The 25552-nt window shown below is 64.6% G+C and carries 23 protein-coding genes; 11 read left to right on the top strand and 12 right to left on the bottom strand.

The genetic code is table 11. From position 1 onward, the window contains the following. Window positions 1-33: 33 nt before the first annotated feature. From F9Z44_RS11355 to F9Z44_RS11375, 5 genes are all read right to left on the bottom strand, one after another. On the bottom strand, window positions 34-1575 hold the full coding sequence (locus F9Z44_RS11355; protein ID WP_159606208.1) for a 2-isopropylmalate synthase: 1542 nt from the start codon (window positions 1573-1575) through the stop codon (window positions 34-36). Window positions 1576-1810: 235 nt separating this feature from the next. Further along, window positions 1811-2623: a CDP-diacylglycerol--serine O-phosphatidyltransferase gene (pssA, locus tag F9Z44_RS11360; protein ID WP_159606210.1), complete on the bottom strand. Its 813-nt coding sequence runs from the start codon at window positions 2621-2623 to the stop codon at window positions 1811-1813. Between the two features lie 143 nt (window positions 2624-2766). After that, a complete protein-coding gene (gene ilvC / locus F9Z44_RS11365) occupies window positions 2767-3783 on the bottom strand; it encodes a ketol-acid reductoisomerase (RefSeq protein WP_159606212.1) in 1017 nt (338 codons plus the stop codon). A gap of 55 nt (window positions 3784-3838) precedes the next feature. Next, window positions 3839-4330 carry an acetolactate synthase small subunit gene (gene ilvN, locus F9Z44_RS11370; protein WP_159606214.1) on the bottom strand — a complete coding sequence of 164 codons (492 nt, stop codon included), beginning with the start codon at window positions 4328-4330 and terminating at the stop codon, window positions 3839-3841. Between the two features lie 114 nt (window positions 4331-4444). After that, window positions 4445-6220 (bottom strand): acetolactate synthase 3 catalytic subunit, encoded by a 1776-nt coding sequence (locus tag F9Z44_RS11375; protein ID WP_159606216.1) that lies wholly within the window; start codon window positions 6218-6220, stop codon window positions 4445-4447. Window positions 6221-6587: 367 nt separating this feature from the next. Between F9Z44_RS11375 and F9Z44_RS11380 the strand changes: the two genes are divergently transcribed. Genes F9Z44_RS11380 through F9Z44_RS11390 form a run of 3 tightly spaced genes read left to right on the top strand, consistent with a single transcriptional unit; the run spans window position 6588 to window position 8099 of the window. Beyond that, window positions 6588-7088, top strand: coding sequence for an RDD family protein (locus tag F9Z44_RS11380; protein ID WP_236574347.1), 501 nt, complete (start codon window positions 6588-6590; stop codon window positions 7086-7088). A 4-nt stretch (window positions 7089-7092) separates the two neighbouring features. Beyond that, window positions 7093-7491, top strand: coding sequence for a diacylglycerol kinase (locus F9Z44_RS11385; protein ID WP_159606218.1), 399 nt, complete (start codon window positions 7093-7095; stop codon window positions 7489-7491). A gap of 20 nt (window positions 7492-7511) precedes the next feature. Then, the gene (locus F9Z44_RS11390; RefSeq protein WP_159606220.1) at window positions 7512-8099 is read left to right on the top strand and encodes a TIGR00730 family Rossman fold protein; all 588 of its coding nucleotides are present in this window, start codon (window positions 7512-7514) and stop codon (window positions 8097-8099) included. A gap of 9 nt (window positions 8100-8108) precedes the next feature. On the opposite strand, the gene F9Z44_RS11395 is transcribed toward F9Z44_RS11390, so the two are convergent. Both F9Z44_RS11395 and F9Z44_RS11400 read right to left on the bottom strand, forming a co-directional pair. Next, window positions 8109-8447: a P-II family nitrogen regulator gene (locus F9Z44_RS11395; protein WP_056274681.1), complete on the bottom strand. Its 339-nt coding sequence runs from the start codon at window positions 8445-8447 to the stop codon at window positions 8109-8111. 354 nt (window positions 8448-8801) lie between these two features. Then, a complete protein-coding gene (locus tag F9Z44_RS11400) occupies window positions 8802-10496 on the bottom strand; it encodes an NAD+ synthase (RefSeq protein ID WP_159606222.1) in 1695 nt (564 codons plus the stop codon). A gap of 56 nt (window positions 10497-10552) precedes the next feature. Here F9Z44_RS11400 and F9Z44_RS11405 point away from each other — a divergent pair, with 56 nt between their 5' ends. From F9Z44_RS11405 to F9Z44_RS11415, 3 genes are read left to right on the top strand one after another with little or no spacing between them, the layout of a single operon-like run. Further along, window positions 10553-11770, top strand: coding sequence for a GNAT family N-acetyltransferase (locus tag F9Z44_RS11405; RefSeq protein WP_159606224.1), 1218 nt, complete (start codon window positions 10553-10555; stop codon window positions 11768-11770). 40 nt (window positions 11771-11810) lie between these two features. Beyond that, window positions 11811-12164: a hypothetical protein gene (locus tag F9Z44_RS11410; protein ID WP_159606226.1), complete on the top strand. Its 354-nt coding sequence runs from the start codon at window positions 11811-11813 to the stop codon at window positions 12162-12164. After that, a complete protein-coding gene (locus tag F9Z44_RS11415; protein WP_236574103.1) occupies window positions 12116-12613 on the top strand; it encodes a bactofilin family protein in 498 nt (165 codons plus the stop codon). The genes F9Z44_RS11410 and F9Z44_RS11415 overlap by 49 nt, the downstream gene beginning before the upstream one ends. On the opposite strand, the gene ppa is transcribed toward F9Z44_RS11415, so the two are convergent. Next, window positions 12614-13150: an inorganic diphosphatase gene (gene ppa, locus F9Z44_RS11420; protein ID WP_159606228.1), complete on the bottom strand. Its 537-nt coding sequence runs from the start codon at window positions 13148-13150 to the stop codon at window positions 12614-12616. Window positions 13151-13455: 305 nt separating this feature from the next. Here ppa and F9Z44_RS11425 point away from each other — a divergent pair, with 305 nt between their 5' ends. From F9Z44_RS11425 to moeA, 5 genes are all read left to right on the top strand, one after another. Beyond that, window positions 13456-15519 (top strand): sodium-translocating pyrophosphatase, encoded by a 2064-nt coding sequence (locus tag F9Z44_RS11425; RefSeq protein ID WP_159606230.1) that lies wholly within the window; start codon window positions 13456-13458, stop codon window positions 15517-15519. 135 nt (window positions 15520-15654) lie between these two features. Then, the gene (locus F9Z44_RS11430; RefSeq protein WP_159606231.1) at window positions 15655-16476 is read left to right on the top strand and encodes a metal-dependent hydrolase; all 822 of its coding nucleotides are present in this window, start codon (window positions 15655-15657) and stop codon (window positions 16474-16476) included. Between the two features lie 48 nt (window positions 16477-16524). Then, on the top strand, window positions 16525-17661 hold the full coding sequence (gene moaA, locus F9Z44_RS11435; RefSeq protein WP_159606232.1) for a GTP 3',8-cyclase MoaA: 1137 nt from the start codon (window positions 16525-16527) through the stop codon (window positions 17659-17661). A gap of 6 nt (window positions 17662-17667) precedes the next feature. Beyond that, the gene (mobA, locus tag F9Z44_RS11440; RefSeq protein WP_159606233.1) at window positions 17668-18291 is read left to right on the top strand and encodes a molybdenum cofactor guanylyltransferase MobA; all 624 of its coding nucleotides are present in this window, start codon (window positions 17668-17670) and stop codon (window positions 18289-18291) included. A 4-nt stretch (window positions 18292-18295) separates the two neighbouring features. Continuing rightward, the gene (moeA, locus tag F9Z44_RS11445) at window positions 18296-19657 is read left to right on the top strand and encodes a molybdopterin molybdotransferase MoeA (RefSeq protein ID WP_159606234.1); all 1362 of its coding nucleotides are present in this window, start codon (window positions 18296-18298) and stop codon (window positions 19655-19657) included. A 14-nt stretch (window positions 19658-19671) separates the two neighbouring features. Here the strand turns inward: moeA and F9Z44_RS11450 are convergent, their stop codons facing one another. The 4 genes from F9Z44_RS11450 to F9Z44_RS11465 all read right to left on the bottom strand — a co-directional run bounded on the left by F9Z44_RS11450 (window position 19672) and on the right by F9Z44_RS11465 (window position 25452). After that, a complete protein-coding gene (locus tag F9Z44_RS11450; protein WP_159606235.1) occupies window positions 19672-22761 on the bottom strand; it encodes an efflux RND transporter permease subunit in 3090 nt (1029 codons plus the stop codon). 33 nt (window positions 22762-22794) lie between these two features. After that, window positions 22795-24006: an efflux RND transporter periplasmic adaptor subunit gene (locus tag F9Z44_RS11455; protein ID WP_159606236.1), complete on the bottom strand. Its 1212-nt coding sequence runs from the start codon at window positions 24004-24006 to the stop codon at window positions 22795-22797. 158 nt (window positions 24007-24164) lie between these two features. Further along, a complete protein-coding gene (gene rnhA / locus F9Z44_RS11460) occupies window positions 24165-24599 on the bottom strand; it encodes a ribonuclease HI (protein ID WP_159606237.1) in 435 nt (144 codons plus the stop codon). A 55-nt stretch (window positions 24600-24654) separates the two neighbouring features. After that, the gene (locus F9Z44_RS11465) at window positions 24655-25452 is read right to left on the bottom strand and encodes a class I SAM-dependent methyltransferase (RefSeq protein ID WP_201449949.1); all 798 of its coding nucleotides are present in this window, start codon (window positions 25450-25452) and stop codon (window positions 24655-24657) included. Window positions 25453-25552: the final 100 nt, after the last annotated feature.

A 25552-nucleotide genomic window follows, 5' to 3' on the forward strand; every position in this document is an offset into this window, starting at 1 on the left:
CTGATTAACCCAAGTTATTGAATTATCTAGGCTTTATCCTTGTGCGGCGACCCGGTCCAAGTTGCTGTGCAGCTTGTTCAGGGCGCTGAGATACGCCTTGGCCGAAGCCACGACGATGTCGGGGTCTGCCCCCACGCCGTTGACGACACGCCCACTGTGCTGCAACCGAACCGTTACCTCGCCTTGGCTTTCGGTCGAACCACTCGTGATGGCATTGACCGAATAAAGCACCAGTTCGGCACCGCTTTTGACGTGGTTCTCGATGGCCTTCAACGACGCATCCACAGGGCCATTGCCGTCGCTTTCGACCTGGATCTCCTGGCCGTCAGCCGTGAACACCACGCTGGCATGAGGGCGCTCACCGGTCTCGCTTCGCTGCTTGAGCGAAACCAGGCCGTATTGCTCCTTTTCGGCGGTCACGCTTTCGTCGCTGCACAGGGCGAGGATGTCTTCGTCAAAGATCTCGCTCTTGCGGTCGGCCAGCTCCTTGAAGGCGGCAAACGCGGTGTTGATTTCGCTCTCTGACTCCATCTCGATGCCCAGATCCTGCAGTCGCTGCTTGAACGCGTTGCGACCGCTGAGCTTGCCCAGCACGATCTTGTTGGCCGCCCAGCCCACGTCTTCGGCGCGCATGATCTCGTAGGTGTCGCGAGCCTTAAGCACGCCGTCCTGGTGGATGCCGCTGGCGTGTGCAAACGCGTTGGCGCCCACCACCGCCTTGTTGGGTTGCACCACAAAGCCGGTGGTCTGGCTGACCATGCGGCTGGCCGGCACGATCTGCGTGGCGTCCACACCCACATCGAGCCCGAAGTAGTCGCGACGCGTGCGCACCGCCATCACGACTTCTTCAAGCGAGCAGTTGCCCGCACGCTCGCCCAGCCCGTTGATGGTGCACTCCACCTGGCGCGCGCCGCCGATTTTCACGCCCGCCAAGGAATTGGCCACCGCCATGCCGAGGTCGTTGTGGCAATGCACGGACCAGATCGCCTTGTCGGAGTTGGGCACACGCTCGCGCAGGGTGCGGATGAACTCGCCGTACAACTCAGGCACTGCGTAACCCACGGTGTCCGGGATGTTGAGCGTGGTGGCGCCTTCCTTGATCACGGCCTCCAGAACGCGACACAGGTAATCCATGTCGCTGCGGTATCCGTCCTCAGGGCTGAACTCGATGTCGTCCACGAGGTTGCGCGCAAACCGCACTGACTGCTTGGCCTGCTCCAGCACCTGCTCGGGCGTCATGCGCAGTTTTTTCTCCATGTGCAGCGCACTGGTGGCGATAAAGGTGTGGATGCGCGCTCGGTGAGCACCTTTGAGAGCTTCTGCAGCGCGCGCGATGTCGCGGTCATTGGCTCGGGCCAACGAACACACGGTGGAGTCTTTGATGACATCGGCAATGGCCTTGACGGACTCGAAGTCACCGTTGGAGCTCGCGGCAAAGCCGGCCTCAATGACATCGACCTTCAGACGTTCCAGCTGGCGCGCGATACGCAGCTTCTCGTCCTTCGTCATGGACGCGCCTGGCGACTGCTCGCCGTCGCGCAAGGTGGTGTCAAAAATGATCAGTTTGTCGCTCATCTCAATGCTCCAGTGGGATGCCTCGTGGGCAGCGCTTCAAAAACCCGCAGTCCAAACAAAAACGGCCCGCTGCGGGTGCAAACGGGCCGTTGTAAGGGAATCGCTCTCGCGTTACCAGACCTGCCCGTGACGGACATCCAGTAGTAGCGAAATCGAAAAGTTGGACATGACTGGCAATGTAGCACAAAGCCCGAGAGGGCCTTGGTTGGGAAAAATGATCGACAAGATTCAGACCTCAATCGTCGTGCAGACCACGCTCGTCAGGCTCGTCAGTGGAGGTGCTGATCACGCTGGTCGGGCGGCCCTTGGCCTTGCGCCAGAAATACACTGCGTATCCAGACAAGCCATAAACCACGAACAGACCAAACAAGACAGTGGGGGGGTGAATGTTGATCACCGCGATGGCCAGCGCCACCAGCACAATGGCGGCAAACGGCACGCTCTTGCGCAGACTCAGGTCCTTGAAGCTGTAGAAAGGCACGTTCGTCACCATGGTGAGGCCGGTGTAGAGCGTGATGGCGAACATCACCCACGTCACGTCTTGCGGGGGTACATCCAGTTCGGTCATCAACCAGATGAAGCCCGCCACCAGTGCAGCCGCTGCAGGCGAAGGCAACCCTTGGAAGTAGCGCTTGTCCACCACACCGGTGTTGACATTGAAGCGGGCCAGTCGCAAGGCGGCGCAGGCGCAGTACACGAAGGCGGCAATCCAGCCCCAGCGCCCGAGATCACGCAATGTCCACTCATAGGCGATCAAGCCAGGCGCCGCGCCGAACGAGACCATGTCGGAGAGCGAGTCCATCTGCTCGCCAAACGCACTCTGGGTGTTGGTCATGCGGGCGACGCGCCCATCCAGGCTGTCGAGCACCATGGCCACGAAGATGCCCACGGTGGCGAGGTCGTAGCGGCCGTTCATGGCCATCACCACCGAATAGAAGCCGCCGAACAACGCGGCCAGCGTGATCATGTTCGGCACCATGTAGATGCCCTTGGACCGCTTGGGTCGGTCTTCGTGCTGGGTGTGCTGGGGATCGGTACCGTCGTGCATGAGATGTGTGTAAAGGGATGCCCAAGGGCACCCTGTATGGCGCAAAGGTGCAGTGTAAGGCAGTGCCACGGCATGCAGAAACGACAATGGCCACCGAAGTGGCCATTGTGAGATTCCACTCGCCGAAGCGAGCGGGGCGCGCGTCAGTTGCGCGTCTGGTCAACCAGCTTGTTCTTGGCGATCCAGGGCATCATGGCGCGCAGCTGGGCTCCAACCACTTCGATCTGATGCTCGGCGGTCAGACGACGGCGGGCCGTCATGCTGGGGTAGTTGGTGCGGCCTTCCAGGATGAACATCTTGGCGTACTCACCGGACTGGATGCGCTTCAAGGCGTTGCGCATGGCTTCGCGGCTCTCGGCGTTGATCACTTCGGGGCCGGTCACGTACTCGCCGTACTCGGCGTTGTTCGAGATCGAGTAGTTCATGTTGGCAATGCCGCCTTCGTAGATCAGGTCCACGATGAGCTTGAGCTCGTGCAGGCATTCAAAGTAGGCCATTTCGGGCGCGTAGCCGGCTTCCACCAGTGTTTCGTAGCCCATCTTGATCAGCTCGACCGCACCACCGCACAACACTGCTTGCTCACCGAACAGGTCGGTCTCGGTCTCTTCCTTGAAGTTGGTCTCGATGATGCCGGCCTTGCCGCCGCCGTTGGCCATGGCGTAGCTCAGCGCCAGGTCACGCGCCTTGCCGCTCTTGTCCTGGTGGATGGCGACCAGGTGGGGCACGCCGCCACCCTGGGTGTAGGTGTTGCGCACGGTGTGGCCAGGGGCCTTGGGCGCGACCATCCACACGTCCAGATCGGCACGCGGCACGACCTGGTTGTAGTGCACGTTGAAGCCGTGGGCGAAGGCGAGTGATGCGCCCTGCTTGATGTGGGGTGCCACGTTCTGGTGGTAGACCTCGGCGATCTGCTCGTCGGGCAGCAGGATCATGACCACGTCGGCCGATTTCACGGCGTCGTTGACTTCCATAACGGTCAGGCCGGCCTTGCCGACCTTGTCCCACGAGGCGCCACCCTTGCGCAGGCCGACCACGACTTTGACGCCGCTGTCGTTGAGGTTCTGTGCGTGTGCGTGGCCCTGGCTGCCGTAGCCGATGATGGCCACGGTCTTGCCCTTGATCAGGGACAGGTCACAGTCTTTGTCGTAGAAAACTTTCATGGGTTGCTCCGGTTGAAATGTGTTGTTCGGGGGAAATGAAAACTTGGGGATTGTCTTACACGCGCAAGATGCGCTCGCCGCGCCCAATGCCGCTGGCACCGGTGCGCACCGTCTCGAGGATCGCGGAGCGGTCGATGGCTTCCAGGAACGCATCGTTCTTGGATTGATCGCCGGTGAGTTCGATGGTGTAGCTCTTCTCGGTCACATCGATGATGCGTCCGCGGAAGATGTCGGCCATGCGCTTCATCTCTTCACGCTCCTTGCCCACTGCGCGAACCTTCACCATCATGAGCTCGCGCTCGGTGTAGGCACCTTCGGTGAGATCCACCACCTTGACCACTTCGATCAGGCGGTTGAGGTGTTTGGTGATCTGTTCAATGACGTCGTCCGACCCGGTGGTCTGGATCGTCATGCGGGACAGGCTGGGGTCTTCGGTCGGTGCCACAGTGAGCGACTCGATGTTGTACCCACGCGCAGAGAACAGGCCGACCACGCGGGACAAGGCCCCGGGTTCGTTTTCCAGCAAGACAGCGATGATGTGTTTCATGTGCGATTCCTCTTTTCGCCGCCCTCCCCTGCACACGGTAATGCGCAGGCTTGGCGGGCAATAGATTCGTCTGAGGGGATGAAGCAGCGGGCAAACGCTGCTTCGCGGAGGGGGTCAGAGGTCTTCGGAACCCAGCAACATCTCAGTGATGCCCTTGCCGGCCTTGACCATGGGGAAGACGTTCTCGGTCGGGTCGGTGCGGAAGTCCATGAACACGGTGCGGTCCTTGAGCTTGCGCGCTTCGCGGAGAGCGCCCTCCACGTCTTGCGGGCGTTCGATCAGCATGCCGACATGGCCATAGGCCTCGGCGAGTTTCACGAAGTTGGGCAGCGCGTCCATGTAGCTGTGGCTGTAGCGACCTTCGTAGTCAATCTCCTGCCACTGGCGAACCATGCCAAGGTAGCGATTGTTCAGCGCAACGATCTTGATCGGCGTGTTGTACTGCAGGCAGGTCGAGAGCTCCTGGATGCACATCTGCACCGAGCCTTCGCCGGTCACGCAGAACACCTCGCTGTCGGGCTTGGCCAGCTTGATGCCCATGGCGTAGGGAATGCCCACACCCATGGTGCCCAGGCCACCGGAGTTGATCCAGCGGCGGGGTTCGTCGAAGCGGTAGTACTGCGCGGCCCACATCTGGTGCTGGCCCACGTCGGACGTCACATACGTGTCGGCGTCCTTGGTCATGTTCCAGAGGGTTTCCACCACGTACTGCGGCTTGATCACGTCGGTGTTGCCACGGTCGTACTTCAAGCAGTCCTTGGAGCGCCAAGTCTCGATGGTGTCCCACCAAGCGGACAGCGCCTTGCCATCGGGCTTGGTGGCGCTCTCGCGCACCATGTTGATGAGCTCGGTGAGCACGTCTTTCACGTCGCCCACGATCGGCACATCGACCTTCACGCGCTTGGAAATGCTCGACGGGTCGATGTCGATGTGGATGATCTTGCGTTCGTTCTGCGCAAAGTGCTTGGGGTTGCCGATCACGCGGTCGTCAAAGCGCGCGCCCACGGCCAGCAGCACGTCGCAGTTCTGCATGGCGTTGTTGGCTTCGATCGTGCCGTGCATGCCCAGCATGCCGAGGAACTTGCGGTCCGACGCCGGGTAAGCACCCAGCCCCATGAGCGTGTTGGTGACGGGGTAGCCCAGCATGTTCACCAGCGTGCGCAACTCTTCAGTGGCGTTGCTGAGCAAGACGCCGCCGCCGGTGTAGATGTAGGGGCGCTTGGCGGCCAGCAGCAGCTGAAGCGCCTTGCGGATCTGACCGCCGTGGCCCTTGCGCACCGGGTTGTACGAGCGCATCTCGACCGACTCGGGGTAACCGCTGTAGGGCACCTTGTTGAACGACACGTCTTTCGGGATGTCCACCACCACAGGACCAGGACGGCCGCTGCGCGCGATGTGGAAGGCCTTCTTCATCACCATGGCCATGTCGCGCGCATCCTTCACAAGGAAGTTGTGCTTGACGATGGGACGCGTGATACCGACGGTGTCGCATTCCTGGAAGGCGTCCAGGCCAATGGCGGCCGTGGGCACCTGGCCAGTGATGATCACCATCGGGATGCTGTCCATGTAGGCGGTGGCGATGCCGGTGATGGCATTGGTCACGCCCGGACCCGAGGTGACGAGAGCCACACCCACATCACCGGTGGCGCGCGCGTAGCCGTCGGCCGCATGAACGGCCGCCTGCTCGTGGCGCACCAGCACATGCTGGATGGTGTCCTGCTTGTAGAAAGCGTCGTAAATGTGCAGCACAGCACCACCGGGGTAGCCCCAGATGTACTTGACCCCTTCGGCCTGGAGAGCCTTGATGAGGATTTCTGCGCCGCGGAGTTCTTGAGGGGCAGTGCCGGTAGCGGCAGCGGCCGAGGCCAGTTCGGCCTTGTTGATTTCCATGATGAACCTTTCGAGAATTTCTCTGACGAAATACCTTGGGTGCCTCTTGACCAACCCTTGTGGGGCGGTGTCGAGACTTGAGACCAGTGGACATGAGCGGGCACATACCCCGCCGGACCCTGATCCGTTTGCCGTGTTTTGAAGTGCAACGCGCATTATCGCACTGCAACACGGGTCAGGCCAAGCGGCCACCCTTACAACGGCCTCAAATCGCGGGTGTCTTGGCTCCAATGCGACAATTCGAGCCCGAGCCCAACGGGCCGCTCCCTCTTGTTAGCACATGCCCGCTTTCACCCCCTCACCTTTCAACACACCCATCGATGAGGGCGCTGCAACGGACCTGATGGCGCCGTCCTTGCGCCGTCGCATGGCCTGCTGGCTGTACGAAGGCACCCTGTTGTTCGGCGTGGTATTCCTGGTGGGCGTGTTGTTCACCACCAGCTACGTGCTGTCCTCGTTCACCCAGTCGGGCAACGCGCTGGACAACCGCTTTGTGCAGCAGGCGCTGGTGTTCGTGGCATTCGGCATTTACTTCGGCTGGTTCTGGGCCAAGGGCCAGACCCTGGCCATGAAGACCTGGCACATCCGTGTGGTTGATCGCCACGGCAACGCCTTGACGCAAGGCCGCGCGCTGTGGCGATACGTTCTGTCGTGGCTGTGGCTGCTGCCACCGCTGGCGGTCGCGGGGCTGATGCGCCTGTCCGGGCAGCAGCTGTCGGTCCTGCTGGTGGGCTGGGTCGTCTTCTGGGCACTGCTGTCACGCTTCCATGTCCAGCGCCAGTTCCTGCATGATGCCTTGGCCGGTACACGTCTGATCCATTTCAAGCCGGTGGATGACGCGAGCAAACCACGGCGCTGGTGGAGTTGAAAACATGAGTCTCAATCCTGATCGGGAACCGGTCAACGCACAGAAGCTGCGCAGTGGCGTCTCCCGCATGTGGCACGCCTTCGGATATTCGCTGGCCGGCTTGCGCTCGGGCTGGGGCGAAACCGCGTTCCGCCAGGAAGCACTCGCCGCCATCGTCATGGTCCCGGCGGCGTTCTGGATCGGTCAAACCTGGGTGGAAACCGCCTTGCTCGCGGGCTCGGTGATGCTGGTCATGATGGTCGAGCTGCTCAACACCGGTATCGAAACCGCCATCGACCGCATCGGCCCGGAATGGCACGACCTCTCCAAGCGCGCCAAGGACATGGGCAGCGCCGCCGTGTTGCTCAGTCTGTTGCTGTGCGTGGGCATCTGGCTGGCGGCGGCGTGGGTTCGCTGGGCCTGACCGCCGGGAATGGCCGAAACATGACAGCACCCGCCTTTTCGCTCTGCGTGTATTGCGGCTCCCGTCCGGGTGCCAATTCCGCGTTTGCCGACTCGGCACGCGCCGTGGGCCAGTGGATCGGTGATCACGGCGGCCAGCTGGTGTACGGCGGTGGCCGCAACGGCCTCATGGGCATCGTGGCCGACGCCACCATGGCAGCGGGTGGCCAGGTCGTCGGCATCATCCCGAAAGCGTTGGTTGAGCGGGAGTGGGCCCACCACGGCTGCACCGAACTGCACGTCGTGGACAACATGCACGAGCGCAAACGTTTGATGGCCGACAAGGCCGATGCGTTCCTGGCACTGCCCGGCGGCATCGGTACGTTTGAAGAGTTCTTTGAGGTCTGGGCCTGGCGCCAGCTCGGCTACCACGACAAGCCGGTCGGCCTGCTCAATGTGGCGGGCTATTACGACGGATTGATGGCCTTTTTGCGCACTGGGTTGGACCAACAGTTCATGAGCGGTGTCCAGATGAAGCTGATTCGTGTCGACGGCGACGCACACAGGCTGTTGCCTGAACTTGTACAGGCGGCGGGGCTGTCGCCCGCAGCCCGCCTGGACGCCATCTGATTCGCCAGCTCAGACGGCGGTTTCGTCTTCTTCACCGGTGCGGATGCGCACCACACGCTCGACCGACGTGACAAAAATCTTGCCGTCGCCGATCTTGCCGGTGCGGGCGGCGCGGATGATGGCGTCCACACAGCGCTCCACGTCTACCGTCTTCACCACCACCTCCACCTTCACTTTGGGCAGGAAGTCGACCACGTACTCGGCACCGCGGTAGAGCTCGGTGTGGCCCTTTTGCCTTCCGAAGCCCTTGACCTCCGTCACGGTCAGGCCGGTCACACCCTGCTCTGCCAGCGCTTCGCGAACCTCTTCGAGCTTGAACGGTTTGATGACGGCGGTGATCTGTTTCATGCAATGTCTCCAGGGCGTGACTAGTGGGAAGGGCGTTGTCGATTCATTATGCCCAAGGCCCTCCGATCGGTTCGTACGCGACGCAGCCAACCCACCCTCCCGCACATGAATTCAACCACCCTGCCCCACCACGCTCCCATCACCGTCACCTGCCGCTGAGGGCGTCCGGAAAACATCCACCCTGGCTCGATGGCAGTGGTGAACGCCCAGGCCAATTGCTGGCCAGCGTGGGCGAGGTGAACTCGCCACTCTTCACCCGTTCCTCGCTCGAGCCCTGGTCGACATTGGACGGACCCGATCCGGTCTACGGCATCGCCCCCCTGGGGGGCGCTCGCAGCGCGGCCGGGGGACAGCTCAAGCCCGGTACTTGCTCGTGATCGGGTAACGCCAGTCCTTGCCAAAACTGCGGTGGGTCACGCGGATACCCACCGGCGCCTGGCGGCGTTTGTACTCGTTGATGCGGATCAGCCTCACCACCTTGTCCACGTCGGCTCGGTCGAAACCGGCGGCCACGATGCTGGCAGGACTCTGGTCGTTTTCCATGTAGCGCTCGATGATGGCGTCGAGTACCGGGTACTCGGGCAGGCTGTCCTGGTCTTTCTGATCAGGGCGCAGTTCGGCGCTTGGCGGACGCACGATGATGCGCTCGGGGATCGGGTTGGCACCGGTGCCGTAGGGGTCGTGCGCGTTGCGCCAGCGGGCGAGCTTGAAGACCATGGTTTTGGCCACGTCCTTGATCACCGCGAAACCGCCTGCCATGTCGCCGTACAGCGTGCAGTAGCCGGTGGCCATCTCGCTTTTGTTGCCGGTGGTCAGCACGATGCTGCCGAACTTGTTGGACAAGGCCATGAGCAGCGTGCCACGGATGCGCGCCTGCAGGTTCTCTTCGGTGGTGTCTTCGGGCAGGCCCGCGAACTCGCTGGCCAGGCTGGCCTTGAAGGCTTCGAACTGCGGCGCGATGCCGATCTCGTCGTAACGCACGCCCAGGCGCGCGGCCATGTCGCGCGCGTCGATCCACGAAATGTCGGCCGTGTAGGGTGAGGGCATCATGACCGTGCGCACGCGGTCCTTGCCCAGCGCGTCCACCGCGATCGCCAGCACCAGGGCCGAGTCGATGCCGCCCGACAGGCCGAGGATGGCGCCGGGAAAACCGTTCTTGCCCAGGTAGTCGCGCACGCCCAGCACCAGCGCGTGCCACAGGTCGGCCTCGGGGCTGTGCGCGCGGTCGGTGTCGGCGGTGATGTGCCAGCCCGCGCCCTGCCGTGTGAAGGCGGCGTCGAACAAGGTCTCTTCAAAACTCACCGCGCGCCCGGCCAGCACACCGTCGGCTGCCAGCACAAAGCTGCGGCCCTCGAACACGATTTCGTCCTGCCCGCCCACGAGGTGCGCGTACACCAGCGGAAGACCGGTGGCCTGGCAGCGCACGCGCATGGCCGCTTCTCGGTCGCCGCCCTTGCCGGCGTGAAACGGTGAGGCGTTGATGACCGCCAGCAGCTCGGCACCCGCCGCCTTGGCGTCCGCCGCAGGCGCATCGAACCAGGCGTCTTCGCAGATCAGCAGGCCCACGCGCACGCTCCGGCCTTCGTTGTCGGCCACGTCGAACACGCAGGTGTCATGGCCCGGCACGAAGTAGCGGCGCTCGTCGAACACCTGGTAGTTGGGCAGCTCGCGCTTGGCGTAGGCGTGGGTCACGGCGCCGGCGTGCAGCACGCTGGCCGCGTTGTGCAGGTGGGCCACCGACACACTGCGTTCGCGCCGCTGGCCGGCGGCTGCCGCGGGCCGCGCCGGATGTCCCACCACGATGTGCAGGCCTTTGAGGTGGGCGGTGCCAGCCGCCACGACTTTGAGGGCATCATCACAGGCATCGACGAACGCGGGCCGCAGGTACAGGTCTTCGGCGGCGTAGCCGCACAGGGCCAATTCGGGGGTCAGCAGCAGGTTGACGCCGCGGGCGTGGGCCGCTTCTGCGGCGTCGATCATCTTCCGGGCGTTGCCCGCCATGTCGCCCACCACAAAGTTGAGCTGGGCCACGCAAATGGAAAGAGTCATGGGGTCTGAAAACGTTGCGAAATGGGCCTTGAGCTCGCTGTGTGCCGGAGCTGCAGGTGACTGAAATCGATTATGTCACCCGGGTCTTTTCTTCCCCATCGCAGCTCGAAGAATCCGCATGGAACGCCTTGCTGGCCCTCAACCCCGACCCGAGCCCGTTCATGCGCCACGAATACCTGGTGGCCATGCACGAGAGTGGCAGCGCGAGGCCTCGCGCGGGCTGGCAGTGTCAGTTCGTGACGCTGTGGCACGGAGACGAGTTGCAGGCCGCCTGCCCGATGTACCTCAAGAACAACTCCTATGGCGAGTACGTGTTCGACTGGGCCTGGGCCAACGCCTATGCGCAGCACGGCCTTGACTACTACCCCAAGGCACTGGTGGCGGTGCCGTTCACGCCGGTGCCGGGTGCGAGGCTGCTGGCGCGCGACGCAGCGGCTCGAACCGCATTGGTCAAGGCAGTGATCCAGCAGGTGCGCGACGAAGACCTGTCCTCGTTTCATCTGCTGTTCGCCCAGGCTCAAGACGTCGAGGCATGTGAGCAGGCCGGCATGATGCTGCGCCACACGGTGCAGTTCCACTGGAAGAATGAGGCGCCCTCCGCTGAAGGCCTGTCGCCCCCCTTCACCAGCTTCGACCATTTCCTCACCAGCCTTCAACAGGAAAAACGCAAGAAGATCCGCCAGGAGCGGCGCAAGGTCGCGGAGGCCGGCGTGACGTTTCGCTGGTCCCGCGGGGCCGACATTTCAGAGACTGACTGGGATTTTTTCTACCGCTGCTACGAGCGCACCTACCTCGAACACGGCAATGCGCCCTACCTCAACCGCGACTTCTTCCGCCGCATGGCGCAAACCATGCCGCAGCACTGGCTGCTGTTCGTGGCCGAGCGCGAGGGCCGTGCCATCGCCTGCAGCCTGATCGGCGTCGACGATACAGCCCGCGTGGCCTACGGGCGCTACTGGGGTGCTCTGGAGCGGGTGGACTGCCTGCACTTCGAGGCCTGCTACTACGCGCCGCTGGCCTGGTGCATTGAACACGGCTTCCAGCGTTTCGAGGGCGGCGCGCAGGGCGAACACAAGATGGCGCGTGCCCTGCTACCGGTCAAGACCACCAGCGCCCACTGGCTCGCACACCCCTCGTTTGCCGAGGCGGTCGAGCGCTTCCTGGAGCGTGAAAGCCAGGGCATCGGCCAGTACATGGACGAGCTTGCCCAGCGCAACCCGCTCAAGACCGGCCTGGCGACGCGCGACGTGGCGCCGCCGCTGAACGAGCTGTGAAGTGAGGATGTCAAACGGTGCATCGCTAAACTCGGTCACCATGGACGAAACCGACGCATTCTTCACCCACACGATCGTGGGCGCGCCCTTTTCGGTGCTGCTGGGGCGCCGCCAGGGGCCGGCAAGCGCGTCGACGCAGGGCATGGAGGTGTCGCTCGCGAAAGGCGACATGGTCCTGACCGAGGGCTGGCGAAGCTGGGCCATGCTTGACCACCTCGACCCCCCCGCTGGAACACCCCGCCGCCGGCCCAGACGCGTGCGCCGCTGGCTGGAGCGCCACGCCCTGCTCATCGCACTGGCGGGCCTGCTGATGGTGCTCGGGAGTGCGGTGTTCTGGACCATCGCGTGGCTGCCCACCACCGGCTGGGTGCCGGCCACCTGGATGGGGCGCTGACCATGGATCTGAAAACACCGCAGGACACGCTGACCATCGACCCAGTGGCGATGAACGTGGTCAACCGGGTGGCCGTGGGTGGCAAGCTGCACGGAGAACTGGAATTCAACGGCGGCTTGTTGGTGCAGGGCGAGGTCTCTGGCCACATCCGCGTCAATGGCCCCCTGATCATCTGGACCGGCGCTGTGGTGCGCGGACGCATCCGCGTGCTGGGCGATCTGTACCTGTTTGGCCACCTGGGCGGGCCTGGCGGCAACGCGGTTGAGACCAGCCTGGAATGCCAGGGCATGGCCTATGTGGCCAAGAGCGGCGTATCCACGGGCTCGCTCTCGGCGCGGCGGATGCAGCTCTACGAGGGGGCGAGTCTGCAGGGTCCTTTCAAGACCCTGAGACTCGGGGACAACCTGCCGGTCTTGAACGACGTGTTGCCCGATCCCGCCGCCGGCTGATCAGCCCTTCTGAGCTTCGTAGGCGGCGATGCCGTCGAGGATTTCCTTGTGGGCGGCGTCCTTGCCTTCCCAGCCGATCACCTTGACCCACTTGCCCGGCTCCAGGTCCTTGTAGTGCTCGAAGAAGTGCTGAATGGTGTTCAGGCGCATGGGGTTCAGGTCTTCGGGCTTTTGCCACTGCGTGTAGATCGACAGGATCTTGTCGATTGGCACCGCCAGCACCTTGCCGTCTTCGCCGGCCTCGTCCTGCATCTTCAGGATGCCGATGGCGCGGCAGGGAACCACCACGCCGGGGATCAGCGGTACAGGCGTGATCACCAACACATCGACCGGGTCACCGTCACCGGAAATGGTGCGGGGCACGTAGCCGTAGTTGGTCGGGTAATGCATGGCCGTGCTCATGAAGCGGTCCACGAAGATCGCGCCGGTTTCCTTGTCCACTTCGTACTTGATCGGATCGGCGTTCATCGGGATTTCGATGATCACGTTGAAGGATTCGGGCACGTTCTTGCCGGCGGTGACGTTGTCGAGAGCCATGTTGTTTGAGGGAGGTTGGTTGAAAACTGAAGCAGCCGGTGCAGGCCCGCTGCCTTCTGGAGAGGCATCTGGCGTGCCTCATGCGGTCGGCGCGCCTAGGATTTACCCTGATTTTACTGATTCGAAGCTGACTTACAGACCCGCTTTCACTTGAGCGCACTGAATTGCCGCTAAATTCGCCATGTTGGCCAATCGCCCTGTTTCAACGCTGTGCAACGCAGCGCAACCGGCAGCGAGGAAGCAACGCAGCGGGGGCACCCCGGAGGCGTTGCCCCTTCCAAGTCGAAACAACGAGGAGCGATTCAATGGTTGGTCAATCTGCGCTGATATTTGTGTTGGTCTGTGGACTGGTGGCCGTGGCGTACGGCTTCTGGTCGCGCAGCTGGATTCTTTCCCAAGACCCTGGCAACGCCCGCATGCAGGAAATTGCCGGTGCCATTCAAACCGGCGCTGCGGCGTATCTCGCCAGGCAGTACAAGACGATCGCGATCGTGGGCGTCGTGCTCGCCATCCTGATCGGTGTCTTCCTCGATGGCCAGAGCGCCATCGGCTTCGTGCTCGGCGCCGTGCTCTCGGGCGCCTGCGGTTTCATCGGCATGAACATCTCGGTGCGCGCCAACGTGCGTACCGCGCAAGCCGCCACCAAAGGCATTGGCCCAGCGCTCGACGTGGCCTTCCGCGGTGGCGCCATCACGGGCATGCTGGTGGTCGGTCTGGGCCTGCTGGGCGTGGCCGGTTTCTTCTGGTTCCTGGTCGGCAACGGCAACCTCACGCCCGACAAGAACCTGGCCAAACTGCTCAATCCCCTGATCGGTTTTGCCTTCGGCTCGTCCCTCATCTCGATCTTCGCGCGCCTGGGCGGCGGCATCTTCACCAAGGGTGCGGACGTGGGCGCCGACCTGGTGGGCAAGGTCGAAGCCGGCATTCCGGAAGACGACCCGCGCAACCCGGCGGTGATCGCCGACAACGTGGGTGACAACGTGGGCGACTGCGCCGGCATGGCCGCCGACCTGTTCGAGACCTACGCAGTCACGCTGATCGCCACCATGGTGCTGGGTGCGCTCATGGTCGCGGCCGCACCCATGCAGGCGGTGCTCTACCCGCTGGTGCTGGGCGGCGTGTCCATCCTCGCGTCCATCGTGGGCTGCTTTTTCGTCAAGGCCAGCCCGGGCATGAAGAACGTGATGCCGGCGCTGTACAAGGGCCTGGCCATTGCCGGTGTGCTCTCGCTCATTGCCTTCTTCTTCGTGACGAAGTTGATCATGCCGGACAACGCCATCACCGCCACCGGCAGCCAGATGCGCCTGTTCGGCGCCTGCGCCGTCGGCCTGCTGCTGACCGCCGCGCTGGTCTGGATCACGGAGTTCTACACCGGCACGCAGTACTCGCCGGTCAAGCACATCGCGCAAGCCTCCACCACCGGCCATGGAACCAACATCATTGCTGGTCTGGGCGTGTCCATGCGCTCCACCGCGTGGCCTGTGCTGTTCGTCTGTGTCGGCATCCTGGCCTCGTACCAGCTCGCCGGCCTCTACGGCATTGCCACCGCCGCCACCGCCATGCTCAGCATGGCCGGCATCGTGGTCGCACTCGACGCCTACGGCCCCATCACCGACAACGCCGGCGGTATTGCCGAAATGGCCGAGCTGCCCAGCAGCGTGCGCGATGTGACCGACCCGCTGGACGCCGTGGGCAACACGACCAAGGCCGTGACCAAGGGCTATGCCATCGGTTCCGCAGGCCTGGCCGCGCTGGTGCTGTTTGCCGACTACACCCACAAGCTGGAGACCTTTGGCCACCAGATCAAGTTCGACCTGAGCGACCCGATGGTGATCGTGGGTCTGTTCATCGGCGGCATGATCCCCTACCTGTTCGGCGCCATGGCCATGGAAGCCGTGGGCCGCGCCGCCGGCTCGGTGGTGGTGGAAGTGCGCCGCCAGTTCAAGGAGATCCCGGGCATCATGGAAGGCACGGCCAAGCCGGAGTACGGCCGCGCGGTCGACATGCTCACCACCGCAGCCATCAAGGAAATGGTGATCCCCTCACTGCTGCCGGTGGTGGTGCCGATCCTCGTCGGTGTGTTCCTCGGCCCCAAGGCGCTGGGCGGCCTGCTCATGGGCACCATCGTCACCGGCCTGTTTGTCGCCATTTCCATGTGCACCGGCGGCGGTGCGTGGGACAACGCCAAAAAGTACATTGAAGACGGGCACCACGGCGGCAAGGGCAGCGAAGCGCACAAAGCCGCCGTGACCGGCGACACCGTGGGCGACCCCTACAAGGACACCGCCGGCCCGGCCGTGAACCCACTGATCAAGATCATCAACATCGTGGCGCTGCTGATCGTGCCGCTGTTGCCGATGGCCGCCTGAACGGCCCTTGCATGGCAACCAGGCCCGCTCAGGCGGGCCTTTTTCATGGCACGCTGCACACGCTGTGCCGCGTCTGCTTGACGGCTCCAGGCGCCACGCGCAACATGCCGCCTCTGTCGCACCACCGCTCCATCCATGACCACCCTCACCGTCCGCCGCCTGCTGATCGATCTGGAACAACCCGTGGCGCGCCACTGGTGCGCCAACGACGCCTTTCTCACGGCCTGGTTCAACGCTCTCTCCATGAGCTTCCCGGTGGGTGAACAGTTCTTTCTGGACTCGGTGCGCCACGGCGCCAAAGGCCTTGCGCCCGAACAACAGGCTGCATGGCAGGCCGAGGTGCAGGGATTCGTGGGCCAGGAAGCCACCCACCGGCGCATCCATGCGCTGTTCAATGCTCAGATCGAAAAACATGGGCTGGTGAACGCCTGGGGTCCACGCATCGAAGAACGCATGAAGGTGCTCGCCGGTGCAGACCCGCGCCACCACCTGGCGATCACCGCCGCCAATGAGCATTTCACTGCGCTGTTCGCCGAGTGGATGCTTTCGCACCCCGAGGTGTTCAAACACACCGAGCCTCGATTGAAGAACCTCTGGCTCTGGCACAGCGCCGAAGAGGCCGAGCACAAATGCACCGCGTTCGACCTCTATCAGGCGCTGGGCGGCAGCCACCGCTGGCGCGTGACCTGGATGCGCCGAGTCACCGTGTTCTTCCTTACCGACGCGCTGCGCCAGACGGTGCTCAACCTGCACCACGACGGCACGCTGTGGCGCTGGTCCACCTGGCGCAGCGCAGGCCGCCATCTGCTCGGACGCGACGGTCTGCTCAGCAGCAGCTTCAAACCCTGGCGTGCGTATTTCCGGCCCGATTTCCACCCCAACCAGCAGTCGAGTGACCTCTCCAGCAACTGGCTGGAGCGCAACGCCGACCAGTACACGCGTGTCGGGGCGGGTTGAGGCCGTTGCCAATGCACTACCCCACGGGGTGTCATCGATAATCCGGGGATGTCCGAACGTGTCATCCCCCTGATCGATCAGCGCCTCGTCAACACCGTTGCGCGCATTCCCACCGTGCCGGTGACGCCCACAGGCCTGCTCGGCGATGCCCTGGGCCGCCCGCTGCGCGATCTGCGCATCAGCGTGACCGACCGCTGCAATTTCCGCTGCAGCTACTGCATGCCCAAGGAGATTTTCGACAAGGACTACGCCTACCTGCCGCACAACTCGCTGCTGACCTTCGAGGAAATCACCCGCGTGGCCACGCAGTTCGTGGCGCACGGGGTGCAGAAGATCCGCCTCACGGGTGGCGAGCCGCTGCTGCGCAAGAACCTGGAAATCCTGATCGAACAGCTCGCCGCGCTGCGCACCCTTGAGGGCCAGCCGCTGGACATCACGCTCACCACCAACGGCTCGCTGCTCAAACGCAAGGCCGCTGCGCTCAAAGCCGCCGGCCTGCAACGCGTCACCGTGAGCCTGGACGGACTGGACGACACCATCTTCCGGGCCATGAACGACGTGGACTTTCCGGTGGCCGACGTGCTCGAGGGTATCGAGGCCGCGCAGGCCGCCGGCCTGGGTCCGATCAAGGTCAACATGGTGGTCAAGCGCGGCACCAACGACCATCAGATATTGCCGATGGCGCGCCACTTCAAAGGCACCGGCATCGTGCTGCGCTTCATTGAATACATGGACGTGGGCGCCACCAACGGCTGGCGCATGGACGAGGTGCTGCCCAGCGCCGAGGTGGTGCAGCGCATCCACCGCGAGCTGCCGCTGGTGCAGCTGGGTGCTGCCGCGCCGGGTGAGACGGCCGAGCGCTGGGGCTATGCCGACGACGATGGAAAGCACGATGAGCGTGCTGGCGAAATCGGCGTGATCAGCAGCGTGACCCAGGCCTTCTGCAGCGACTGCAACCGCGCCCGTCTGTCCACCGAAGGCCAGCTCTACCTGTGCCTGTTCGCCAGCCAGGGCCACGACCTGCGCCCGCTCATCCGCGGCAACGCCACCGACGAACAGCTCGCCAGCGCGATTGCGGCCATCTGGCAGGGCCGCAGCGACCGGTACTCAGAGTTGCGGGCGAGCCTCCCGCCCGACGCTTCAACAGGCCTCCGACGCGTCGAAATGAGCTACATCGGTGGCTGAACAAGAATGATCCACACCAACGAAATCACCGGCCTGGTTCTCGCGGGCGGCCGCGGCTCGCGCATGGGCGGGCTCGACAAGGGGCTGCAGAACTTCAACGGCACGCCGCTGGCGCTGCACACGGTCTTGCGCCTGCAGATGCAGCAAGGGGGCTTGATCGGCGAGCTCATGCTCAACGCCAACCGCAATCTTGCCGCCTACGAGGCGTTTGGAGCGCCGGTGTGGCCGGACACCCTGGGCGACTTCGCCGGGCCGCTGGCGGGCTTCATGACCGGGCTGGAACGTTGCGAAACCCCCTACCTGCTCACCGTGCCCTGCGACACACCGCTGTTTCCCTTCGACCTGGCCCAGCGCCTGGCGCAGGCCTTTGAAGACGAGAGCACCGAGATCGCCATGGCCGCCGCGCCCGAGGATGACGGCCAATTGCGCCCACAGCCCGTGTTTTGCCTGATGCGCGTGGGCCTGCTGGAAAGCCTGGTGGCCTTCACGCAGGCGGGTGGCCGCAAGATCGACCTGTGGACCGCTCAGCACAAGACCGTGATCGTGCCGTTCAACCAGCCCGGTGACGACCCGCAAGCCTTTCACAACACCAACACCCTGGCCGAGCTGCACGCGCTGGAGAAGAGCTGACCTCATGAAGACGATGGAGCAGATCGCAGCCGAGCTGCAGGGCTACGACCCCCAGGCCTTGAGCGCCGGTCAGGTCAATGAGTTTCTGGCCCATCTGGTCGAGCCCGTGACCACCCTGGAGGAGGTCGGCGTGTTCGAGGCGCTGGACCGCGTGCTGGCCGTGGATGTGGTCTCGCCCATCAGCGTGCCGCCGCACGACAACTCGGCCATGGACGGCTTTGCCTTCGACAGCCGGCTGCTCCAGCCAGGCCAGCCACTGAAGCTTCGCGTGGCCGGCACCGCCTTTGCGGGCAAGGCCTGGGCGGGCGCATTGGGCGCGGACCAGTGCCTGAAGATCATGACCGGCGCCATCATGCCGGGCGCGCTGGACACCGTGGTACCGCTGGAGTTCGTCAAGGTCGATGGTGATGTGGTCGAGATTCCACCGGGTGTGGTGAAGGCGGGCGACAACCGCCGCCTGCTCGGCGAAGACCTCATGGCGGGCCAGCCGGCGCTGCGCAAGGGCCAGACACTCGGCCCCGCCGCACTGGGCCTGATCGCCAGCCTGGGTCTGCCGACAGTGACCGTGTTCCGCCGCATCAGGGTGGCGTATTTCTCCACCGGTGACGAGATCCTCACGCTGGGTGAACCCATCCGCGAAGGCGCTGTGTTCGACAGCAACCGATACACCGTGTTCGGCCTGCTCAAGCGCATGGGCGTGGATGTGATCGACATGGGCGTGGTGCGCGACGAGCCCGCGTTGCTCGAAGCCGCATTTCGCAGCGCCGCCCTGCAAGCCGACGCCATCATCACCAGCGGTGGCGTGAGCATGGGCGAGGCCGACCACACCAAAGCCATGATGAAACAGCTCGGCGACGTGGCGTTCTGGCGCATTGCGATGCGGCCGGGTCGGCCCATGGCGGTGGGCCGCATCACGAGCCCCCATGCTCCGCCGCTGCGCGGGTCGCTGCCCCCCGAGGGAGCTGAGTCCGGCTTGGGGCGGCCCGGCGCCGGCCTCGGTGAGGCGGGCAAATCATCTGTGCTGTTCGGTTTGCCCGGCAACCCGGTGGCCGTGATGGTCACCTTCCTGGCCTTCGTGCGCCCTGCGCTGCAGCGGCTCATGGGCGCAACCGTCACGCAACCGGTGCTGCTGCAGGCACACAGCCTGGAGCCCCTGCGCAAGAAGCCCGGCCGCACCGAGTACCAGCGCGGCATCGTCGGCCGCGCGGCCGACGGAACGCTGACGGTGCGCATCACCGGCAACCAGGGCTCGGGCGTGTTGAGCTCCATGGTCGAGGCCAATGGTCTGATCGTGCTGCACCATGGCCAGGGCAATGTGGCCGTGGGCGACCGTGTGGATGTGATGATGTTCGACGGAGCGATCTGACGGCTCCCCGGCCCTCACTTCGCTGGCACAGCTCCCGAAGCACCATCCCCCTTCAGTCCCAGTGCTGCGGGCTTGTCGTGCTGGTGCGTGCGCGCCAGCAGCGTGTACATGGTGGGCACCACAAAGATGGTGAGCAGTGTGCCCAGGCTCATGCCTCCCACGATGACCCAGCCGATCTGCTGCCGACTCTCGGCGCCCGCACCCGAGGCCAGCGCCAGCGGAATCGCGCCCAGCACCATGGCGCCCGTGGTCATGAGGATGGGACGCAGGCGCAGAGCTGCCGAGCGCTTCACCGCTTCGAGCTTGCTCACGCCCTCTTCCTGCAACTGGTTGGCAAATTCCACGATCAGGATGCCGTGCTTGGTGATCAGGCCCACCAAGGTGATCAGTCCGATCTGGCTGAACACATTGAGCGTGCCGCCCGTGATGTTGAGCGCGGCCAGCGCGCCCAGCATGGAGAGCGGCACGCTGAGCATGATGATGAACGGATCGACAAAGCTCTCGAACTGCGCCGCCAGCACCAGGTAGATGAACAGCAGCGAGAGCACGAAGACGATCGCCAGTGAGCCCGACGAGTTGCGGAACTCACGGCTCTGTCCGTTGAGGTCGGTGGTGTAGCCCGGGGGCAGTATCTCGCGCGCGGTCTGGTCCATGAAAGCCAGCGCATCCCCCAGCGCCAGGTCGGGCGCCAGGTTGGCGGTGATGGAAGCACTGCGGCGCTGTCCGAAGTGATTGAGTTCGCGCGGCACCACCACCTCGGAGACTTTCACCAGCGAAGCCAGCGGGATCATGGCGTTGTCTCGGCCTCGCACGAAAAGCCGGTCGATGTCTTCAGGCGTGCTGCGGTTGGCCGAGACGGTCTGCACCACCACGTCGTACTGCTCACCGTCGCGCTTGTAGCGCGTCACCGTACGCCCGCCGAGCATGGTCTCCACGGTGCGCGCGATCGCGTCCACGCTCACGCCCATGTCGGCCGCGCGCTCGCGGTCCACGTCCATGCGGATTTCGGGTTTGTTCAAGCGCAGGTCGGTGTCGACCTGCACGAAGCCCGGATTCCTGGCCAGCGCGTCCTGGAACTTGCGCACCGTGGCCGAGAGGTTCTGGTAACTGTCGGAGGTCACGATCACGTAGTTGATCGGGCGCTCGCGAAAGCCCTGCCCCAGCGACGGGGGTGTGATGGCGAAGGCGCTCACGCCCGGCAGCGACGCCATGCGTGGGCCGATCTCGCGCGCGATCTCCTGCGTGGTGCGCGTGCGTTCCTCCCACGGCTTGGCACGCAGGAACACACTACCCTGCGCCACCGACGGGTTGCCCACGTTGCTGAACACGTTGTTGAACTCGGGGTACTCCTGCCCGATGCGCTCGATCGACTCGGCGTAGCGGCGGGTGTAGGCCAGCGTGGCACCGTCAGGCCCGTTGATGGAGGCCAGGATCACGCCACGGTCTTCGATCGGGGCGAGCTCCTGGCGGGTGTTCTTGAGCAGCAGCCAGCTGCCCAGCGCGCTGGCGATCATCACGCCCACCACCAGCCAGCGCGCCTTGAGCGAGAGGGCCAGCACGCGGTCGTACCCGTTGGTGATGGACACCAGCACGCGCTCCATGCCGCGGTCGAAACGGCCGGGGTTGGCGTTGTGGCGCAGCAGCTTGCTGCACATCATGGGCGAGAGTGTGAGCGCCACGAAGCCCGACACCACCACCGCCCCGGCCAGCGCGAGCGCGAACTCGGCAAACAGGCGCCCGGTACGCCCCGGCGTGAACGCCAGCGGTGCGTACACCGCGGCCAGCGTGAGCGTCATGGCCACCACGGCAAAGCCGATCTCGCGCGCGCCCTTGATCGCGGCCTCGAATGGCTTCATGCCGTCTTCGATGTGCCGGTAGATGTTCTCCAGCACGACGATGGAGTCGTCCACCACCAAGCCAATGGCCAGCACCAGCGCCAGCAGCGTGAGCGTGTTGATGGAGAAGCCAAACAAGGCCATCAGGGCAAACGAGCCGATCAGGCTCACGGGAATCGTCACCAGCGGGATGATGGAGGCCCGCAGCGTGCGCAGGAACACGAAGATCACCAGCGCCACCAGCACCACCGCCTCGGCGATGGTGGTGTAGACGGCCTTGATCGAGCGGTCGATGAACACCGAGTTGTCGTTGGCCACCTCCACGCTCACGCCGGCGGGCAGGTCGCTGATGATCTTGGGCAGCATGGCTCGCACGCCGGCCGACAGCTCCAGGGGATTGGCCGTGGCCTGGCGGATCACACCCAGTGCCACACCTTCGCGGCCGTTCAGGCGGATGTAGGTGCGCTCGTCCAGCGGCGCCTGCTCCACGCGGGCCACATCGCCCAGGCGGATGGTCTGTCCGTTCACGTTGCGCAGCGCCACGTCTATGAACTGCGCCGGTGTCTGCAGGTCGGTGGCGGCGGTCACGTTGAACTCGCGCAGCGTGCTTTCGATGCGTCCGGCCGGCACTTCCAGGTTGGAGCGGCGCAGCGCGTCTTCCACGTCCTGCACGGTCAGGCTGTAGGCGGCCAGGCGGTCGGGGTCGAGCCAGACGCGCATGGCGTACTTGCGCTCGCCGTACACCCGCACGTCGGCCGCGCCGGGCGCGGTCTGCAGCTGCGGCTTGGCCAGGCGGTTGGCGAAGTCGCTGAGCTCCAGCGGGGTGTGGGTCTCGGAAATCATGGCCAGGAAGATCACCGGCTGGGCATCGGCCTCCACCTTGGCAATCACCGGCTCGTCGATGTCTTGCGGCAGGCGCTGGCGCACCCGGCTGACCTTGTCGCGCACATCGGCGGCGGCGGAGTCGGGGTCGCGTTCGAGCTTGAAGCGCACCGTGATCTGGCTCTGCTCCTGGCGGCTGATCGAGGTGATCACGTCCACGCCCTCGATGCCGGCCAGTGAATCCTCCAGCACCTTGCTGATCTGCGACTCGATCACCTCGCTGGAGGCGCCACCGAACGTGGTGCTCACCGTCACGGTGGGCTCGTCGATCTTGGGGTACTCGCGCACCGTCAGGCCGTTGAACGCCACCAAACCCACCAACAGGATCAGCAGCGACAACACGGTCGCAAACACCGGGCGGCGGATCGAAATTTCAGGCAATTGCATGGGGGATGCTCCGCAGGCGTTGGAGGGCTGGCATCAAGGCTTTGCCGGGACTACCGGCGTGGCCGTGGCCGAGGCGGCTGCAGGCTTGGCCGCACCCGGCGCACCACCCTTGCTCATGTCCACGACGCGCACCGCCGTGCCGTCCTTCTGCAAACGCTGCTGTCCCGCAACAACCACCGTGTCGCCCACCGCCAGGCCACCGGTCACCTGCACCTCGGCCCCCCGTCGCACGCCCAGCTGCACCTCGACGCGGCGCGACACCGTCTTGCGCGCATCGCCCTCGCCTTCCTGGGCCAACCGGTACACATACTGCTTGCCCGCCTGCGGCACCAGGGCTTCCTCAGGCACGACCAGCGCGGCATCGTTCACCGAAAAGATGGTCACCACACGGGCGAACATGCCCGGGCGCAACACATTGCCGCTGGTGGGCGGCATCACGGCGCGAACCGCGATCGAGCGGCCATTGGCGTCCAGCAGCGGGTCCACCGCCAGCACCTTGGCCTCAAAGCCTCGCCCGGGCAAGGCATCGAGCTGCACCTGCACCGGCTGGCCGGGTGCCAGGCGGGTCTGGTAGCGCTCGGGCAGGCGGAAGTCCACGGTGAGCACCGAGGTGTCTTCCAGGTTCACCAGATCGTCTCCGTCGCCCACGTACTGGCCCAGGTTGATGCTGCGCAGGCCCACCGTGCCGTTGAACGGCGCCGTGATGCGCATGCGCTTCATGCGCGCGTCGGCCAGGGCCACCTGCGCATCGGCCACCTGCAGGTTGGCCTGGCTTTCTTCCACCACGCGTGTGGCCACGAAACCTTGCGCCACCAGTTCCTGGTTGCGCTTCAGATTGGCGCGGGCGATCGATTGCTGGGCCTGCGCCTGGCTGAGCTCGGCACGCTGCAAGGTGTCGTCAAGCTGCACCAGCAGTTGCCCGGTCTTGACTTGTGCACCGTCGGCAAACGCAATGCGTGCCACCCGGCCGCTGACCTCGGGCTTGAGCGTGACGCTCTGGCGCGAGCGCAAGGTGCCGACCGCCTGTGCGTCGTCCTGCAACTGGACCGCCTTGACCTTCGCCACCTCCACGCCGGGGGTACCCGCCCCATTCCCGCTGCGGGCCGCATTGGCCGGCGCCGCCACGGCCGAGGCCTTCGCAGCGCCGGAGGCAGCGCGGTTTTGAAACCACCAGGCTGCGCCCGAGGCCAGGGCAATGCCCGCAACCGCAACCGCAACCACAACGTAAATCACTTTCTTGGCCATGGTCTTTTCTGTGAAAGTTCAGTCAGGGGATGCCCGGTGACGGTGCATGCGGTCAGAGCTTGATCGATGGCATGCTCACGATCCACGCAATGTATCAGTGCAGAGCAACGCGCTTGGCTCGGAGTTCCCCCCATCCAGGCTTTTACAAGGGATGTTGATCAGCCCGGGACACCGCGGTTGGCCAGGGAATCGGCCCGTTCGTTGCCCGGATCACCCGCATGGCCTTTCACCCAGTGCCATTCGATCTGGTGGACGCCACCGTGCACCAGGGCGTCCAGCCGCTGCCAGAGTTCGGCGTTTTTCACCGGCTGCTTGGCTGCGGTGGTCCAGCCCTTGCGTTTCCAGCCGTGGATCCACTCGGTGATGCCTTTGCGCACGTACTCGCTGTCGAGGTAGAGCGAGACGCGGCACGGGCGCTTGAGCGCAGCGAGCGCCTCGATCACCGCAGTCAGCTCCATGCGATTGTTGGTGGTGTTGCGCTCGCCACCCCACAACTCTTTCTCAAACCCCTCCGAGCGCAGGTACACGCCCCAGCCGCCGGGCCCCGGGTTGCCTTTGCAGGCACCGTCGGTGTAGATCACCACATGGTTCAAACGTCAAACTCCAGAAAACAGGCTTTGGGGAGATGGGATGGCCGGGCTCGGCGGCTCAACGCCGGTTGGTCACCGGCACGGGCGCAGGTGACGCGGCGCGCCGGGGTTTCCAGGCCGGCCCCAGCAGGCGCATGCCGCGCACGCGCTTGACCGCCACCACGAAATACACCGCGCCAAAGATGGGCCACCACCGTGCACCGGCCCGGTCCATCCAGGCCGTGCGCTGCAACCACTTGTCGGTCTTCATCGCCGGACGGTAGCAGCCAAAGCGGTCCGACTCTACTTCAAAACTCAGCAGGCGCAGCCAGTCGCGCAGGCGCCAGGGACCGATGAATTCACCGGCATCCGGCAGAAACAGGTGGGGGGTGCCGAGCAGACCCATGCGCCCGCCCAGACGCGCCCGCCCCTGGCGCAGGCCCCACAGGCTGCCTGGGTTGAAACCGGAGATCACCACACGCCCCTCGGGCACCAGTACGCGCTCCACCTCGCGCAGCACCTGGTGAGGGTCGGCACTGAATTCCAGCGTGTGCGGCAGCACCACCAGATCGAGGCTGGCCGCGGGAAACGGCAGGGCGGCTGCGTCGGTGACCAGCGCGACCCGCGTGCGCCGTGGCTGTCCGGTCAAGCCGTCGTCCAGCGCGATGGCGGACTCGAGTTCTTCGGGCAAGGCCAGCCACCGGTACGGCATGCGGTTGGCCTGCAGGGTCTGCAACTCCGGCAAACCGAGTTGCAGGGCGTTGTAACCAAACAGATCGGCCACAGCCAGGTCGAACTGTGTCTGCTCCCAGCCCAGCAAATACTGGCCGGGCGGGGTCTGAAACCATTCGGTCAGCCCTGTCAATTTTTCGGTCATGGGTGGCGTGGGATGGGCGATGAAACAACCGAAGTCTGCGACACTGCAAACCACCGCGAAAGCCCCCCCGGACTCTACACGTCCCCACCCGATCGACGCA

The sequence above is a fragment of the Hydrogenophaga sp. PBL-H3 genome (genome assembly GCF_010104355.1).
In the GTDB taxonomy this organism is placed as follows: Bacteria; Pseudomonadota; Gammaproteobacteria; order Burkholderiales; family Burkholderiaceae_C; genus Hydrogenophaga.